This window comes from Paenibacillus sp. 2RAB27 (genome assembly GCF_052115445.1).
In the GTDB taxonomy this organism is placed as follows: domain Bacteria; phylum Bacillota; class Bacilli; order Paenibacillales; family NBRC-103111; genus Paenibacillus_E.
Map to the genome: position 1 here is coordinate 228,117 of NZ_JBFRGR010000008.1, position 16,198 is coordinate 244,314.

A 16,198-nucleotide genomic window follows, 5' to 3' on the forward strand; every position below is an offset into this window, starting at 1 on the left:
GTATGCACTCCTTAACCATCACTATTTTCGATCGAAACGATCATTTATTATAGATAACTCTGGTACTTCTTGCCATGTTAAAATCAATTCCAACCAAAGGATGGGGGGAATTACCATGTGGAACTTATACGAGATAGAGAAAAAATTTGAGGCTCATGTGAAAGATGTTGAAGCGCGCGCGAGGAAAGCACACTGGTACACGAAAGAGGAGAAAGTTGGTGTGCGCCCTGGCGTAGTTGCAAGTTGGGTGTCTATATTTGCCATCATTATTGTTGGGATTATCGCCGTGTATGAACTCTTTTGAGATACGTTAGCATGGAGTCCATGTTTAAATCAAGTACTTTCCCTTCATACTAAAGGAAAAAGGAGGGAATATGCGATTGACTATGGATCCTTCAAAGCCTCTGATTGTTCAGAGCGATTTATCTATCCTCCTCGAAACGAATCATCCTGAATTTGACAAGCTTCAAGGTAAGCTGGCTCGCTTTGCAGATCTAGTGAAAAGTCCAGAACATCTTCACACCTATCGGGTTACTCCATTGTCTTTATGGAATGCAGCTGCAGCAGGCATGGGGTTGGAAGAGATGACAGCTTGCTTACAGCAGCATGCCAAATTTGGTGTACCCTCAGCTGTGCTTAGCACGATTCGGAAATATACGAAGCGCTATGGGATTCTACGCATGTTGCATGTGGGGAAGGAACTCTTCTTGGTAAGCGAGGATACCGTCGTTTTCAAAGAAATTTGTGCCTATGAATCCTTGCAAAACTATCTCAAGGATGCACGTGGAGAACGGGCTATTGCCATATCACCGAGCCATCGGGGGATTTTGAAGCAAGAGTTAATGAAGCTCGGTTATCCCGTGGAGGATCTAGCTTCCTACCGCAGCGGAGAATTTCTGGAGATTCCTTGGCGTGACGAAGATCAGATGGATGAGCCTTTCCAACTGCGCGATTATCAAAAGCAAGCCGTAGACGCTTTTCAGCAGGTTGGCCATGGCGGAAGCGGTGTTCTGGTTCTCCCTTGCGGAGCAGGTAAGACGGTAGTGGGGATCGCCGCAATGGCGAAAGCAAGCTGTGCAACACTGATCCTTACCTCCAATGTAACGTCAGTGAAGCAGTGGAAACGTGAAATATTAAGTAAGACCGGACTGACTAGCGATCAGGTGGGTGAGTATAATGGCACTACGAAGGAGATAAGGCCCATCACCATTGCCACCTACCAAATTCTAACGCACCGCGGGAGCAAGGAGGCTGAATTCTCGCATTTGCGATTATTTAGCGAGAGGGAGTGGGGCCTCATCATTTATGATGAGGTTCACCTTCTGCCTGCGCCCGTTTTTCGTGCGACTGCGGAGATACAAGCCACGCGCAGGCTCGGTTTAACGGCAACGCTAATTAGAGAAGATGGCTTAGAGGGTGACGTGTTCTCATTAGTCGGGCCCAAGAAGTATGACATGGCGTGGAAGCAGCTCGAAACGATGGGGTGGCTGGCTAAGGTGACTTGCCAAGAAGTGCGGGTACCCCTGTCAATTATGGACCGAGATCGTTATCATGCCTCAGAATCTAGGCACCAGTTCCGGATCGCCGGAGAGAATACAGCGAAGCTTGCGGTCATTGATTATTTGTTGAAGCTCCATCCAGATGAACCGACGTTAATTATCGGTCAATATATTGATCAGCTTGAAGAAATTGCAATTCATACAGGTGCTCCCATGATATGCGGCAGTATCCCTCATGAACGTCGAGAAGAGTTATATGAGCGATTCAAAAAGGGGCAGCTCCCACTGCTCATCGTTTCCAAAGTGGCGAATTTCGCTGTCGATCTCCCAGATGCGGCGATTGCCATTCAGGTATCGGGAAGTTATGGCTCGAGGCAAGAAGAAGCACAACGATTGGGTCGAATTCTTCGGCCGAAGCGAAATGGTGAGAACACGGCCATCTTCTATTCACTCGTTAGCGCAGACACGAAAGAACAGGATTTCGCCATGAAGAGGCAGCTCTTTCTTGTAGAACAAGGCTATCAATACGAGATTACAAGCTGGAATGAAGCGATAAGATGAGGAGGTAGGCTTGGAAAATGAAGTACGAGCATGTGGAAAGGAAAATGCCGGTTTCGTTAAAGGAGTCCATTGTAAGACAACCGTGGTGCTMTGCACTTCGTACATCAGGGGAATCGTTAGAAGAGATTCTTACGCTTCCTACTCATTTAGCTAAACTCTATCATCAGCTTTCGTCCGATGAGCAGCGTACGCTGCGCCTGGTAATGTCAACGTTCGGCTGTCTGCCTTTTACTGGCGAGAGGTTGGAAAAAGAAGCAGTGCTCCAAATGTCTGGTGCTCAAGTCAGTTTGGGGTTATGGGGACTTCGTCGTTATGGCGTCGTTGTTGCTTTCCGTAAATCTTGGGGAGAACAGTTGTACACGCTGCCTGAGGATGCATTCGCAGGTTGGCAGAGCCTAGTGTTTCCTGCCGTAGGGCTCACCGAGCAAAGCAATGTAGATGAGCTAAGCGATCTCAGCGACCACATCGCAGAGATGGATGAAGGCATTCCTTCGAATCCACGGGGACTCGCGCAGCAATTGTTTCATTGTATGGTCAGCTGTTCGCGGCAATCCGAACTTTCCCTTACGAGTAAAGGAACTTTACATAAGAAGCAGTTGCAGAAGATTACGGAACATGTGAGTTTACCCGCAAGAATACTAACACAGTCAGGACTTACTTACGCATTCACGGACGTGTATGATGAGCCTGCCGCGTTGATGCTTGAATTAGGCATGCGAATGGGATTCCTCTATAAAAATGAAACGGGCAACCGGTTCCTATTCCATCATCGTCTTTTCGAGCGTTGGCTTCAAAGCTCCTATGAACACCAACAAGCGCAATTGTATCGTATTTGGCGGCAGGCCTTGATTCCCGCTCCGGTTTGGCTGGAGCATGGGATCGCATTCATGGAAAGGGCGACTGTCTTGCAGTGGTACAGTTTATCGGAGCTGTTGCAAGCCGTTCTCTCATGCTGTTCGATTGGGCATAAACCGATGGACGAGGAGACTCTTCGTCAGGAGCTGATGACAGCCTGGATTAGGCCGTTGTCCACATTTCGTTTTGTTGAGTTAGCGGAAGATCAAGAGGGGCAACTTTGGTTCAGATGGCTGATCACACCTAGATTGAGTTCAGGTGAGCTTCCAGACTCTCTCAGCGAGCTGGCTCTCCTGACCGATCCATCTCTATACGTTCAGCCTGATTTCGAAGTGCTTTTACCACCCAATGCTTCTCTGCGCTTAGAGTGGGGAGTTGCGGCATTTGCTGACCTGCTGAACGCTGATCTCGTACGTACCTATCGTTTGACCAAAGAAAGCTTTGGGCGCGCGTTAGATCATGGTCTGAGGAGCTCAGACGTGTTTCAAGTTCTTCGAGATCATGCTTATTATGAAGTTCCAGAACAAGTGATCATCACCTTGCAGCAGTGGGAGGAGCACAAGGATAAGCTCTACCTAACGGATGTGACACTGCTTCGCTGTCAAACGAATGAGGTTGCGGAAGCCTTACTTCGGAATGATAAGTGCCGCAATCTGCTCGGAGAGCGCATAGGAGAAACCAATTTTATTATTTCACGCGCGCATATTAAACATTTGACGAAATGCTTGGAAGCGATGGGTTTCCACCCCAATCAAAGTGCAATTCCGAATGTAGGGAGTGATGAAGACCAGGAGATTCCATTATGGAACGAACCTCAATTAGGCCTCTGTTACTCTAAAGATACGATTCAATTATATGAAATTGATCCATATTTGCCGCTGCGGGAGGACTTATATCCAGATATGCAGCAAATTCCTATGAGTTGGATTAAAGAGTTACGCAACTATCATGCCTCTACTCGTAAGGATATGATTCGTAAAGCTATCGAATGGAAAAGTGTGCTGCAGTTGAGAAAAGAAGGACGCGACTGCTTCATTATCCCGCGCATGCTGCGCGAAGATCGAACAGGTTGGATTCTGGAGGGGTGGGAAGAATATGAGGAGGTCGCTTGGACCAGTGAGGACTGGAATGAGATGAAGCTCATATTACCAGGAATCAACGATGGGTCTGTGAGAGAAAAGGAAGAAACTCTTGGCGAACTGTGATATGATAGAAGTGTTATAGACTTTTTCGCGAGGAAGGATGAGGTTGTCATAATGTTACAAACAATGGAAACAGAAACACTGGATATGTCGGCTATCCTTATGCAAGCCTACGATATGGGTGATATGATTAATTCTTCTGCGGAAGTTGCAGATTATTTATATTGGAAGACCGAGGTCGCGAACAGCAGAGAAGTGAAAGATTTGCAAGCTGTGTTTGCTAGGAAGAAAGATGCTTTTGAGGAGTGCGAGCGTTTTGGGCATTACCACCCGAGCTATCACGATGCTTTAGCAGCTGTGAATGACGTGCAAGAGAAGCTCCTAGCTGTTGAGGCTGTTCGCAAGTACAAAGAAGCTGAGGATCGCTTGGATGACTTGTTGTTTACCGTTTCAACGACGATTGCTCACGCGGTATCAGATTCGATTAAAGTGCCAAGCAATAACCMCTTGCCAACCGGCAAAGGCTGCAGCTCCGGTGGAAGCTGCAGTGGGAATTGCGGTTAATTACCTTCGTGATCAAAAGCCAGGCGGTTTTCAGCACCGAGAAGATTGAAAGAAGCTAGGAAATGAGGAGCGTAGTGTGAGCTACGTGAGCACCGGAATTTCCAGCTGAATTCAATATCGATGTCGAATTTGCTTCAAAGGACTACTTCGTGATTAAAAGCGGCGTCATTTCAGGCAGAAATCGGGGCGGATGCGTCCGACCTCGGTTCCTTGCCAGTTGTGAACGGCAGGTGTATGGAATTCCTTGAGCTCACTGACCTCGGTTTCCGACAGGTAGCCTAGCTGCTTTAACGCCTCAGTGACAGCAGGATACAMGGCACGAATGTTTCCATCTTCTACTTTTAAGACGAAGCCGATGGCTTGATCGGGTATGGAGAGGGCGAAGATGCCTTCAGCGCCCATTTTGCCTAAGACTCGGCCTTTTGTAACCTCGATTAATCGCGTATCGAAGCGGTCGCTTCCTGCGAGGAATTGAGGATATTTCCGCACAGCATTGACAATTCTCTGGCAAGCGTTTGCACGCTCTGCAGATAGCCCTTCGGGGCTGCCMAATCGGGCAAAAGCGAGTGCGAGATGGTTGATCGGCATCCCAAACACAGGGACGCCACAGCCGTCAATTCCGAGCTCCATCTGCTCCTTAGGTACATCTGACATGGCACTCACAGCATCTAACATGAGGACCTGAACAGGATGCTCAGGGCTCATGTAGGTATCCGGTGAAGCGCCAAGATAGCTGCTTAAGGATAGCATACCCGAATGTTTGCCCGAGCAATTGTTGTGCAAAGTTGACGGGGACTCTCCCCGTTCACGCATCGCCTGTGCAGTTGGCGCGTGGTACGGCTCATGCGCACCGCATTGCAGATGTTTGGCATGATACCCTAGCTTGCCTAGGATGCCGCGGGCTGTGCTCACATGCTCAGCTTCCCCATTGTGGGAAGCGCAGCATAAGGCAATTTCGGCCTCAGTCAGGCCGAAATGATCAGCCGCGCCGGATTCAATGACCGGCAAGGCTTGAATCAGCTTCGCTGTCGAACGGGCGAAGGTGAGCAGGTGCGGATCGCCTGCACCGTGCAGGAGCGTTCCTTGGTTATCGACAACAGCAAGGTGGATGCGATGTATGCTTTCTGTTATATGTCCGCGAGACACGCGGACAATAGTGTCTGATGGCTTCATGTTGTGAGATCACTCCATACTAGGATTATTGAAAAGAGGTTGCAATCATGATGATTGAGCGAAGCGGATTAATCATTTGGGTAAACGATATTAAAGCCGCCAGAAATTTGGAGCGGTTCGGTTCCCTTCATTACATATCCAAGAAAATGAATTATGCCGTTCTTTATATACATGCCAGCAAATTGGAAGAGACCACACGCAGTCTACTCAAGTTGCCTTACGTCAAGAAGGTAGAGAAATCATATCGTAATGAAATTAAGACAGAGTATAGTAGTGACGTTCCTGACAAAACTAGATTTTACACGCTTTGAGGCTACAGTGCAAAATGAAAGCTTCGTGAGAAGCTTTTTTCTTTTTTTTCTCATAATATGGACCTTGGTCGGTCTCGTTTGAATGACTTTGTTATAAGTTTTCTCAATTTTCCGAAAATTAGGCATAGTTTGTTGTCTTCATAAATACTTATTAATAATTTTATATATTCTTCCATGGGAAAAAAAGTTATAATACAGTAAAATATAACTTACAGAACTTCAGGGAGTAGGTATTCGGTCCCATTTAAATAGGAAAGGGGATGTGATCATGAAAGATAAGGTTATGGGGAGATGGAGTACTTACGAACCATTCTTCGTACAGCTAGGTGATAAGAAAGTGGCGGATATCGTGATCACGAATCATGCTAAGCTGAGATGGAGTGATCGTATTTCTAGCGATAACAATTCACTTGAGGAAATCTGCGCGTTTCTCTGGGAGAAGCTTAAAAATGATAGCATGGTCCCTTATTATCGGAACGAAGAAGACGTCTATCTGATTGATGATGATTTGGTGGTAGTGGCCGAATTCTCCCATTTGGAGCATGAGACGGATCTTGTAGGCAATCCTCTGCACAAAATGATCATCGTTACCTTTCTTGGCAAAATGTCAGAGACCATGGAGCTGCGCGATTTGAAATCGTACTATTCCTGGTTGAGACACTCTCGTCGTATGACTTTAATCAAGAATAGTCGGAAGCGGCGCTAATCATGTCATTGAGCAGAGTATGTCTGGAGCTAGGGCAGACATACTCTTTTTTGTCGTCTTGATGGACTGTACGGGTTCGATTTCATATAATGGAACAAAGAGAGGCGGTATATCATGGCACTTAATTTTCATCAATTACACATTTTCTATACCGTAGCGGAAAAAGGCAGTTTCTCACACGCAGCCGGTGCGTTACATATGACACAGCCAGCCGTGACGATGCAGGTACAGTCACTTGAGGATTACTTTGGTGTGAAGCTCTTTCATCGCAGCACCAAGAAGATCGAACTGTCTGAAGCAGGACGAGCTTTGCTGCCATTTGCCAAAAATAGCATTGAGCTTATTCGCGACACCGATGTCGCGATGTCAAAATTTACAATGATGATCGAAGGTCGGCTACAGCTAGGCGCCAGCTTAACGATGGGGGAGTACATTTTACCTCGGCTTCTGGGCCCTTTCAGCAAGGATTACCCGAACATCTCCGTATCGATGAAAGTAATGAACACAGCCCAAATCTTGGATGAGGTACTTAGTCATCAACTCAATTTCGGTCTTGTTGAGGCGCCTATCCATCATCCAGACGTTCATACCGAACCGATCCTTAGTGACGAGCTGCGACTCATTGTTCCTTCGGATCATCCACTAGCGGATGCCCCGGTTGTTACATTGGACGAGTTATTGAAGTACCCTTTTGTTCTGCGAGAACAGGGTTCAGGTACAAGAAGAGTCATGGAGGAGGAATTCGCTCGCTGCAACATGGATTGTTCCTCGATGAAGATCGTGATGGAGCTAGGAAGCACAGGAGCCATCAAATCGGCTGTTGAAGCGGGATTAGGGATTTCTATTCTTTCGCAATCGTCCGTTAAGCATGAGGTAACGCTAGGCCTTTTTAAAGTGAAAAAGATCGAGAATATCGTGTTTGAGCGCAGCTTTTATGCGATTTATTTAAACTCGACCTTGCTGCCTATTTCGGCCGTAAGCTTCATGACGTTTTTGAGACAAGAAGATTTAAGTCGTTTTCTATAAGAAGGACGGGGGATCGAATGGAAGCAGACTTACATTCACATACAACAGCTTCAGACGGGACGCAGTCGCCGAGAGCGAATGTCCAGATGGCTTTAGATGCAGGATTAGGTGCAATTGCGATTACCGATCATGATACGATTTCGGGGGTAGCGGAGGCACTTGAGGCAGGCATGGAATTGGGCATTGTCGTTGTTCCTGGCGTTGAAATTTCAACGGTAGCGAATGGCCAGGATATTCATATTCTGGGTTATTACATGAACATTGCGGATGAACAATTCCTACAACGCTTGTCATCTTTACGTGAAACAAGGGATACCCGCAATGAGATGATTATTGCACGGCTACAGGAGCTTGGCATCGACATTACGATGGAGGAAGTTCTCAAAGAGGTTGCCAATGTGAAGCGCAAAGGTGATACAGTTGGCCGACCGCATATTGCTGCTGTGCTCATGAATAAAGGCTATGTGAGTACGATCACGGAAGCTTTCGATCGCTATTTGGCTACGGGAGCGGCTGCTTACGCCAATCCGCCGCGTATTGAGCCGGCAACCGCGATTACGTGGATTCATGAAGCTGGCGGCAAAGCGGTGCTTGCGCACCCTGGTATTTATCACGATGATGCGCTAGTAGAGGTCATTACTTCACAGGGATTAGATGGGATTGAAGTGTATCATGCTGATCATTCGCCAGAAGATGAAGAAAGATATAGACTTCTTGCAGAGTGTAAGGGGCTGCTGATCACGGCAGGTTCTGATTTCCATGGCGTACGTGATGGAGTTGCTTTCCACGGGGCTATCGGCTCGAAACGCATCGGCATGGATGTCGTGGAACTTTTACAACCAAGCGTATGATTCCGAAGCGAGTTTTGATGTTGCAATATTAYACCTCGCTTGCATTGGTTACTCAAAACTTTTAGGAGGATCGCTCATGAAAAAAATTCGAAAAGCCATTATTCCCGCGGCGGGACTAGGCACCCGTTTCTTGCCCGCAACCAAAGCGCAGCCCAAGGAAATGCTGCCCATCGTTGACAAACCAGCGATTCAGTACATAGTAGAAGAAGCGATTGAGTCCGGCATTGAGGATATTATTATCGTTACAGGGCGTAATAAACGTGCGATCGAGGATCATTTTGATAAATCCGTAGAGCTTGAGATGATGCTTGAAGAAAAAGGGAGCACACACCTGCTGGAGATTGTGAAATCGGTCTCTAATCTAGCGGATGTTCATTATATTCGTCAGAAGCAGCCGCTTGGCTTGGGTCATGCAATTCTCTGCGCGCGCAAATTTATTGGAGATGAGCCGTTCGCCGTTTTACTTGGGGATGATATTCTTCAATCTACCCCGCCAGGGCTTAAACAGATGATGGATATTTATGAGCAGACGGAAACCTCCGTGATAGCGGTTCAAGAGGTGCCTTGGGCTGATGTTAGCAAATATGGTATCGTCTCTCCAGCGACGAGCTACGCGAACTATCGATTGATTGAGGATCTGGTCGAGAAGCCTGATCGTGATCAAGCGCCTTCGAATTTAGCGGTAATTGGCCGTTACATCATTATGCCGGAAATTTTCCGCATTTTGGAGCGTCAAGAGCCTGGCCGCGGTGGTGAGATTCAATTAACGGATGCCTTGCGCGTGCTGAATAAGGAACAGCAGATGGCGGCTTACCTGATGCAAGCGAAGCGCTACGACGTTGGGGACAAGCTGGGGTATATTGAAGCGACCATTGAACTTGCCTTACAGCGTCCGGATTTGCAAGAGCAAGTAAAGGCGTATTTATTATCATTAATCAAGCAATGGGATTTATAGCATTGGTTATTTATATGCCAAAAAACCTATCGAGAATTAATCTCTGATAGGTTTTTGGCATGTTTATTTAATGGTCACTTTCAATTGCTTGATTTCTTCTTCCTCTGGTGTCACATAAACTGTCTTCTGATTCACGTAAATGACAAAGCCGGGCTTCGAGCCGTTTGGCTTATGGACATGTTTGATTGTTGTATAATCCACAGGAACTTGACTGGAGTTTTTGGCTTGACTGAAGTAAGCAGCTAGCTGCGCGGCTTCAAGTAAGGTGGTGTCGCTGAACTCACCGCGAATGACGACGTGGGAGCCAGGAATATCCTTGGTATGCAGCCATGTATCCATAGAAGAAGCAAGACGATTCGTCAGGTATTCGTTTTGCGTATTATTTTTCCCAACATAGATAGGAACGCCCTCGCTGGATTCGTAGCAGGCTAGAGCGGGCTTATCTTTTTTCTTTTTCTTACGCTGCTTTTTGTTTCGATCGCGCACATAACCTTGCTCCATAAGCTCATCACGAATCTCTTCAATATCCGGCAAGGAGGCAACACTCAACTGCTGCAGCAGCGTTGTGAGATAGGTAATCTCTTGGTGCGTTTGGGCAATTTGCTCCTCGACGATCACCGTACTATTTTTCAATTTACTATATTTCTTAAAATAGCGCTGTGCATTTTCCGCCGGGCCAAGAAGCGGGTCCAATGTGATGGTGATCATCGCCTGATCTTCATCGTAGTAATTAATGGCTTGGACTTCTTTGTCGCCTTTCTTGATTGTATGGAGCGAGGCGGTTAACAGCTCTCCGAGAATACGATATTTATCAGCATCCTTGGAGTCTTCGATCGTATCCTGAAGTTTTTCCAGTTTTTTGACATTTTTATTGACTTCATTTTGTAAAAATTTCAACAAATCCGATACACGCTGTTTAACCGTATCTCGTTCCGCTTTGTCGCCATAGAATTGCTCCAAACACAAGCTTGGCGTTGGGTATAATTTCGATGTGCCCTTGATGTGCGTAAGTGGTGTCATCGCGAAGAACAGCTTGCCTGTCGGTTCTTGTTCTACAATGACTGGTTCATAGCGATCCTCGCGCATAGCGGTCATGACTTCGCTGAACGCCTGCCAAAGCGATGCGGTATCGACTTCCGTTTTTCCTTGCATACTGCGATATACAATTTCCTTGGCGATCAGTGGACTTAGTCCGCTGAATGCAGCAACCAGCTGTTGCTCAGGTTTAATTGGCGATGGAGATACGGAAACCTCATCTGATGAAGATGTCCGCTCTAAGGCTTGAATGAATGCTGCGCTATCAACCTCAAGTGGATTTTGCTTATCCTGTTCAGGCGGTGTTACATATGTACTCCCTGGCATAACAACCCGGTAAGAACTGATGGCTGGCGTCACATGATGAATGCCGTCTAGAATTGTTCCTGTCACGGGATCGAGCAAGATGATATTGCTGTGGCGGCCCATGATTTCCACAATAATATGCTTGAGGGATATATCTCCTAATTCGTCACGATGACGAATCTGCAAACGAATGACACGTTCCATGCCGATTTGTTCCACGACCTCAATTACGCCGCCTTCACAATATTTGCGAAGCAGCATACAGAACATAGGCGCATCCATCGGATTCATGGTAACTTGTTCTGTCGTTTGGACGCGTGGATACGTAGGGTTGGCGGAAAGGAGCAGCTTCACGTTCTGCCTTTGGGTGCGAATTTGAAGCACGACGTCATTTTCACTCGGTTGGTGAATTTTATTAATGCGGCCTCCTACATACATTTGAAGTTCGTGAACAATTGCATGAAGGACGAGTCCGTCTAAAGCCATGATGCATACAACTCCATTCTTTGAGGCTAGTTGTCATTTGTCAGTGTGGTTACCTCTTCATTCCGAGGTTGACAACTTTGCTAATCTCTATGATGCCATACTTTTCACAAAAACTTAAGGGGCTCTGGACAGGAAAGATGATTTCAGGGATATTTTCCTGCTTGTCTGAATACAAATACGTATAAGCGTGAGTTCAAAAAGTACGATTTTCAGCACCGAGAAGGTTGCAAGAAGCTAGGAAATGAGGAGCGGAGCGTAGTGGAAACTACGTGAGCACCGGAAGTTCCGGCTGAATGCAAGATTCGATGTCGAATACACTTCCTGGTATACTTCGTGATCAAAATCGGGCTTTTTGAACAACTTCTAAGTGTGAGACAAGATCAAGTGGATGTGGGAGGGAGAAGGGCGGATGAGTCAGAATAAGTGGTACCAGTTGAACTCGGAGGATGTCTTGCAGTTACAGCAGGTGAATATGCAGCAAGGATTGCCCTGGGAGGAAGCTTGGAAACGGCAGGCTGAGGTAGGGCGAAACGAGCTCTCAGAGGGGCAACGTGTATCGCCAATCACGTTGCTCTTAAATCAATTTAAAGATTTCATGGTGCTGGTGCTATTGGGGGCGACTCTGATATCCGGCTTGCTAGGTGAATATTTAGATGCGATTACCATCGTCATCATTATCGTGATGAATGGGATTTTGGGCTTTACACAGGAGTTTCGAGCGGAACGCTCACTACGTGCACTGAAAGAGCTGTCTGCACCGAATGCCAATGTGTGGAGAGAAGGAGCCGTTCATCAAATTCCGGCTCGTGATCTGGTGCCAGGTGATATTGTGTTCCTGGAGAGCGGAGATCGAGTCCCAGCGGATGTTCGGTTTCTGGAGACGAATGGCGTCTATATCGAAGAGTCCGCATTAACCGGGGAGTCCATTGCCGTCAGCAAAACGATTGCTCCTATTCCTCACGACGAAGTGCCGCTTGGTGATCAGCGCAACCTCGGCTTCATGGGGACGATGGTTTCTCGTGGTACGGCGAAAGCAGTTGTCGTTCGAATCGGGATGGGCACGGAAATGGGCAAAATCGCTGACCTGATTCAAAATACGGAATCTATGGAAACACCGCTTCAGCACCGATTGGAGCAGCTAGGTAAAATCTTAATTATCGTCGCTATCGCGTTGACGATTCTTGTTGTTGTTGCCGGTATTATGCATGGACAACCACCATATGCGATGTTCTTGGCAGGTGTCAGCTTAGCAGTTGCTGCTATCCCAGAAGGGCTTCCAGCGATTGTTACTATCGCACTAGCGCTCGGCGTTCAGCGAATGATTAAGCGGAAAGCGATCGTCCGCAAGCTGCCTTCGGTGGAGACGTTAGGTTGTGCCTCCGTTATTTGTTCAGATAAAACGGGGACGCTCACGCAGAACAAGATGACAGTGACCCATTTGTGGGTCGGCGGTGATGTGTTTGAGGTAACAGGAGATGGTTATGCGCCGGTCGGTCATATTCTAATGAGTGGTCAACATACGGACGCACACAAACATCCAACTCTATCGAAGCTTCTCCACGTGTCAGCCCTTTGTAATAACGCAACGTTAGTTGAAGAAAAACAAGAAACGAAGCGAAAGAAAGGGAAAGAGGGCGCTGGGGGACCATCTTCAATTTGGAATATTAAAGGGGATCCAACAGAAGGAGCCTTAGTTGTTCTAAGTGCCAAGAGCGGGATTACGCAAGTTTCGCTGAGTGAAAAATATAAACGGATCGCCGAGTTCCCTTTCGATTCGGAACGCAAACGGATGTCCGTGCTGGTGTCTTCTGAGAACGGCCGTATGGCTTGCACCAAAGGGGCGCCGGATGTGTTGTTGCAGCATTGCAGTTATATTTTGTGGGATGGCAAAGTCATTCCCTTCACGTCAACACTGAAACAAAAGGTCATCTCAGCGAATGAAGGCATGGCCAAATCAGCGCTAAGGGTGTTGGGTATTGCCTATAAGGAACTTAAAGCGAGTGATCGATATGATGATCATGAGGATGTTGAGAATGGCTTAGTCTTCGTAGGGTTAACCGGTATGATCGATCCACCGCGCAAAGAAGTGCGTGAAGCGATCTCCAAATGCCGCAAGGCGGGTATCAAAACGGTTATGATCACAGGGGATCATCAAACGACTGCGGAAGCCATTGCGAAGCAGCTCGGGATGATTCCAACCAATGGTGTCAGCATGAGCGGTCAACAAATCGGACAGCTCTCCGATGATGAGCTCGATGCCAAAGTCAATGATACCTACGTCTATGCGAGGGTGTCCCCTGAGCATAAGCTGCGGATTGTGAAATCGTTGCAGCGCAATGGACATGTAGTTGCCATGACGGGTGATGGCGTTAACGATGCACCAGCGATTAAGGCAGCTGATATTGGTATTGCCATGGGGATTACGGGAACCGATGTATCTAAAGAGGCATCCTCCTTAATTCTTAGCGATGATAATTTCTCGACGATCGTTGCAGCGATTGAAGAGGGGCGCAGCATCTATGAAAATATCCGCAAGTTCATTCGCTATTTGCTCGCTTCTAACGTTGGCGAGATTATGACGATGTTCATCGCCATGATGGCGGGGCTTCCGCTTCCGCTTGTGCCTATTCAAATTCTATGGGTGAATTTAGTGACAGATGGTCTGCCAGCGATGGCACTAGGTGTGGATCAGGCAGAGAAAGACCTCATGCAGCATAAGCCGCGCTCGGCGAAGGAAAGTATTTTTGCAAGACGCTTAGGCTGGAAAATTATTTCCCGTGGTATCCTTATCGGGGTATGCACCTTGGGGGCCTTCTGGCTCATCTTACGCGTGAATCCAACGGATGCAGAGACCTTGTTGAAAGCGCAAAGTGTCGCGTTTGCGACTTTGGTTATGGCGCAGCTCATCCACGTGTTTGATTGTCGCAGTTCACGTTCCATTTTCCACCGGAATCCTTTGCAAAATAAGTACCTCGTTCTGGCTGTGTTATCATCGCTCATTCTTATGCTTGGCGTTATGTACATCGAAGCTCTCCAACCGATCTTCAAAACCGTTCCGCTTGGCTGGAAAGATTGGATTCTCGTTCTGATTGCAGCTGGCATTCCAACTTTCTTTATGGGGCTAGGCAGCGTGTTGTCGCCAAAACGCAACAAAGGTTCCAGAGGTTCGAGAGGTTCAAGCGCCTCTGTGTATTCGAAATCGTCTAAACCGAGTTTCCGATAAGGGACATGGCAGGATGGAAAGATGGAAAGATGGAAAGATGGAAAGATGGAAAGATGGAAAGATGGAAAGATGGAAAGAGCTGCCGTGAGGCAGCTTTTTCCTGTTTATGGCCCAACTTCACCTCGACACTGCACTGCCCGCCCCGCCATACTCCCGCTCTGCCTACGAGTAGATGGATTTTATACAGTTAATTTACTGGAATTTCCCTTAAATCTCCGAATAAATGGATTTTCTCCAGTTATTTTCGGGGGTTTCTTTGGATTTGAATAGAATGGAAGGGATTAACTACATATTTTCCATTTAAACTCAAATTTAGATCATATTCACTTGATATAGATGTAGGTTTTCCAGTAATTTATTCAGCACCTCCAACTCACACTATTCATCTAACGCAACTTACCAACTCACACTATTCATCTAACGCAACTTACCAACTCATATTATTCACCTACCGCAGCTCATCCCACCAACACACGCTTACTCACTTACCCTATCTCATCTCCCTAGCAAACTCCTACCAACTGCACAAAATCCAAAAGTCACTGTCAGGTTTACAACTATGGCGATTTAGCGACTATGACGTGCTGCGAGGGCGCAGGGCTATGCATACTGACGATTTTACGCTATGATAATGGCTAAACCGCACATAGGGGTGCTTGACATGAATTTTACGAAAATGCACGGTCTTGGCAATGATTTTATTGTCGTATCCGGAGAGAAAGAGCTGCCTGCCGGGGCGGACCAGTTGGCCATTCAGTTGTGTAATCGATTTTTTAGCATCGGTGCTGACGGTGTTGTCTTTATTCTTCCTTCAGAGAAAGCTGATTTTCAAATGCGCATTATCAACTCGGATGGATCTGAGGCCGAGCAATGCGGCAACGCGATCCGCTGTGTTTCCAAATATGTTTATGACCATAAGTTGATTGATGCTACTGAAATTACCATCGAAACCATTGGTGCTGGTGTACAGAAGGTTCAAGTACATGTGCAAGATGGCCGAGTTGTGACTGCTCGTGTGGACATGGGAGAGCCCATTTTACAAGGACTTCAGGTACCAACGACAGTTGATGCCGACGAGGTGATCGATTATCCAATCGAGGTAGATGGCACATCGTTTCGTTTCACAGCGGTATCCATGGGGAATCCGCATTGTGTCATTTATGTAGAGGATGCTGTGAATTTTGACCTGGCAACATGGGGGCCTAAGCTTGAGGCGCATCCTATGTTTCCGCGTAAAATAAATGTCGAATTCGCAACCGTTCGAGATCGCGCTTATACGGATATGCGTGTTTGGGAGCGTGGCGCTGGGCCAACGCTTGCTTGCGGAACAGGCGCGTGTGCTACGCTGGTATCTTCCGTGCTGAATGGTCTATCTGATCGTGAAGCGACCGTTTCACTCAAAGGTGGAGATTTGTTCATCGAGTGGCTGGAAGAAGACAATCACGTCTATATGACGGGGCCTGCGGAAGAAGTGTTTACAGGCAAACTATAGATAGGGGAAATGA

General features: G+C 47.1%; 13 protein-coding genes. 11 read left to right on the top strand and 2 right to left on the bottom strand.

The window, feature by feature from the left end; all coding sequences use genetic code 11:
* Positions 1-115: 115 nt before the first annotated feature.
* From AB4114_RS14650 to AB4114_RS14665, 4 genes are all read left to right on the top strand, one after another.
* Positions 116-304 carry a hypothetical protein gene (locus tag AB4114_RS14650; RefSeq protein ID WP_441989094.1) on the top strand — a complete coding sequence of 63 codons (189 nt, stop codon included), beginning with the start codon at positions 116-118 and terminating at the stop codon, positions 302-304.
* Positions 305-374: 70 nt separating this feature from the next.
* Entirely contained in the window at positions 375-2,060 is a 1,686-nt protein-coding gene (locus tag AB4114_RS14655) for a DNA repair helicase XPB (protein ID WP_441989095.1), read from the top strand.
* A gap of 17 nt (positions 2,061-2,077) precedes the next feature.
* On the top strand, positions 2,078-4,120 hold the full coding sequence (locus AB4114_RS14660) for a helicase-associated domain-containing protein (protein WP_441989096.1): 2,043 nt from the start codon (positions 2,078-2,080) through the stop codon (positions 4,118-4,120).
* Positions 4,121-4,171: 51 nt separating this feature from the next.
* On the top strand, positions 4,172-4,621 hold the full coding sequence (locus AB4114_RS14665; RefSeq protein WP_441989097.1) for a YlbF family regulator: 450 nt from the start codon (positions 4,172-4,174) through the stop codon (positions 4,619-4,621).
* 165 nt (positions 4,622-4,786) lie between these two features.
* Here AB4114_RS14665 and AB4114_RS14670 read toward each other — a convergent pair whose 3' ends face one another.
* Positions 4,787-5,794, bottom strand: coding sequence for an asparaginase (locus tag AB4114_RS14670; protein WP_441989098.1), 1,008 nt, complete (start codon positions 5,792-5,794; stop codon positions 4,787-4,789).
* A 47-nt stretch (positions 5,795-5,841) separates the two neighbouring features.
* Here AB4114_RS14670 and AB4114_RS14675 point away from each other — a divergent pair, with 47 nt between their 5' ends.
* From AB4114_RS14675 to galU, 5 genes are all read left to right on the top strand, one after another.
* The gene (locus tag AB4114_RS14675; RefSeq protein ID WP_056612401.1) at positions 5,842-6,105 is read left to right on the top strand and encodes a YlbG family protein; all 264 of its coding nucleotides are present in this window, start codon (positions 5,842-5,844) and stop codon (positions 6,103-6,105) included.
* Between the two features lie 268 nt (positions 6,106-6,373).
* Complete coding sequence (locus AB4114_RS14680) at positions 6,374-6,811, top strand: hypothetical protein (protein ID WP_056612399.1); 438 nt, start codon at positions 6,374-6,376, stop codon at positions 6,809-6,811.
* A gap of 114 nt (positions 6,812-6,925) precedes the next feature.
* Complete coding sequence (locus tag AB4114_RS14685) at positions 6,926-7,837, top strand: selenium metabolism-associated LysR family transcriptional regulator (protein WP_441989099.1); 912 nt, start codon at positions 6,926-6,928, stop codon at positions 7,835-7,837.
* 17 nt (positions 7,838-7,854) lie between these two features.
* Positions 7,855-8,688, top strand: coding sequence for a PHP domain-containing protein (locus tag AB4114_RS14690; RefSeq protein WP_441989100.1), 834 nt, complete (start codon positions 7,855-7,857; stop codon positions 8,686-8,688).
* A gap of 76 nt (positions 8,689-8,764) precedes the next feature.
* Positions 8,765-9,643 (top strand): UTP--glucose-1-phosphate uridylyltransferase GalU, encoded by an 879-nt coding sequence (galU, locus tag AB4114_RS14695; RefSeq protein ID WP_441989101.1) that lies wholly within the window; start codon positions 8,765-8,767, stop codon positions 9,641-9,643.
* A 63-nt stretch (positions 9,644-9,706) separates the two neighbouring features.
* Here the strand turns inward: galU and AB4114_RS14700 are convergent, their stop codons facing one another.
* Positions 9,707-11,470 (bottom strand): Rqc2 family fibronectin-binding protein, encoded by a 1,764-nt coding sequence (locus AB4114_RS14700; protein WP_441989102.1) that lies wholly within the window; start codon positions 11,468-11,470, stop codon positions 9,707-9,709.
* A gap of 409 nt (positions 11,471-11,879) precedes the next feature.
* Between AB4114_RS14700 and AB4114_RS14705 the strand changes: the two genes are divergently transcribed.
* Together AB4114_RS14705 and dapF are read left to right on the top strand one after the other, a co-directional pair.
* A complete protein-coding gene (locus tag AB4114_RS14705; RefSeq protein WP_441989103.1) occupies positions 11,880-14,693 on the top strand; it encodes a calcium-translocating P-type ATPase, SERCA-type in 2,814 nt (937 codons plus the stop codon).
* A 661-nt stretch (positions 14,694-15,354) separates the two neighbouring features.
* Complete coding sequence (gene dapF, locus AB4114_RS14710) at positions 15,355-16,185, top strand: diaminopimelate epimerase (RefSeq protein WP_441989104.1); 831 nt, start codon at positions 15,355-15,357, stop codon at positions 16,183-16,185.
* Positions 16,186-16,198 lie beyond the last annotated feature (13 nt).

Coding starts and splice junctions, on each gene's coding strand:
- AB4114_RS14650 (WP_441989094.1), top strand. CDS start 116: ATGTGGAACTTATACGAGATAGAGAAAAAATTTGAGGCTCATGTGAAA.
- AB4114_RS14655 (WP_441989095.1), top strand. CDS start 375: ATGCGATTGACTATGGATCCTTCAAAGCCTCTGATTGTTCAGAGCGAT.
- AB4114_RS14675 (WP_056612401.1), top strand. CDS start 5,842: ATGATGATTGAGCGAAGCGGATTAATCATTTGGGTAAACGATATTAAA.
- AB4114_RS14680 (WP_056612399.1), top strand. CDS start 6,374: ATGAAAGATAAGGTTATGGGGAGATGGAGTACTTACGAACCATTCTTC.
- AB4114_RS14685 (WP_441989099.1), top strand. CDS start 6,926: ATGGCACTTAATTTTCATCAATTACACATTTTCTATACCGTAGCGGAA.
- AB4114_RS14690 (WP_441989100.1), top strand. CDS start 7,855: ATGGAAGCAGACTTACATTCACATACAACAGCTTCAGACGGGACGCAG.
- galU (WP_441989101.1), top strand. CDS start 8,765: ATGAAAAAAATTCGAAAAGCCATTATTCCCGCGGCGGGACTAGGCACC.
- AB4114_RS14700 (WP_441989102.1), bottom strand. CDS start 11,470: ATGGCTTTAGACGGACTCGTCCTTCATGCAATTGTTCACGAACTTCAA.
- AB4114_RS14705 (WP_441989103.1), top strand. CDS start 11,880: ATGAGTCAGAATAAGTGGTACCAGTTGAACTCGGAGGATGTCTTGCAG.
- dapF (WP_441989104.1), top strand. CDS start 15,355: ATGAATTTTACGAAAATGCACGGTCTTGGCAATGATTTTATTGTCGTA.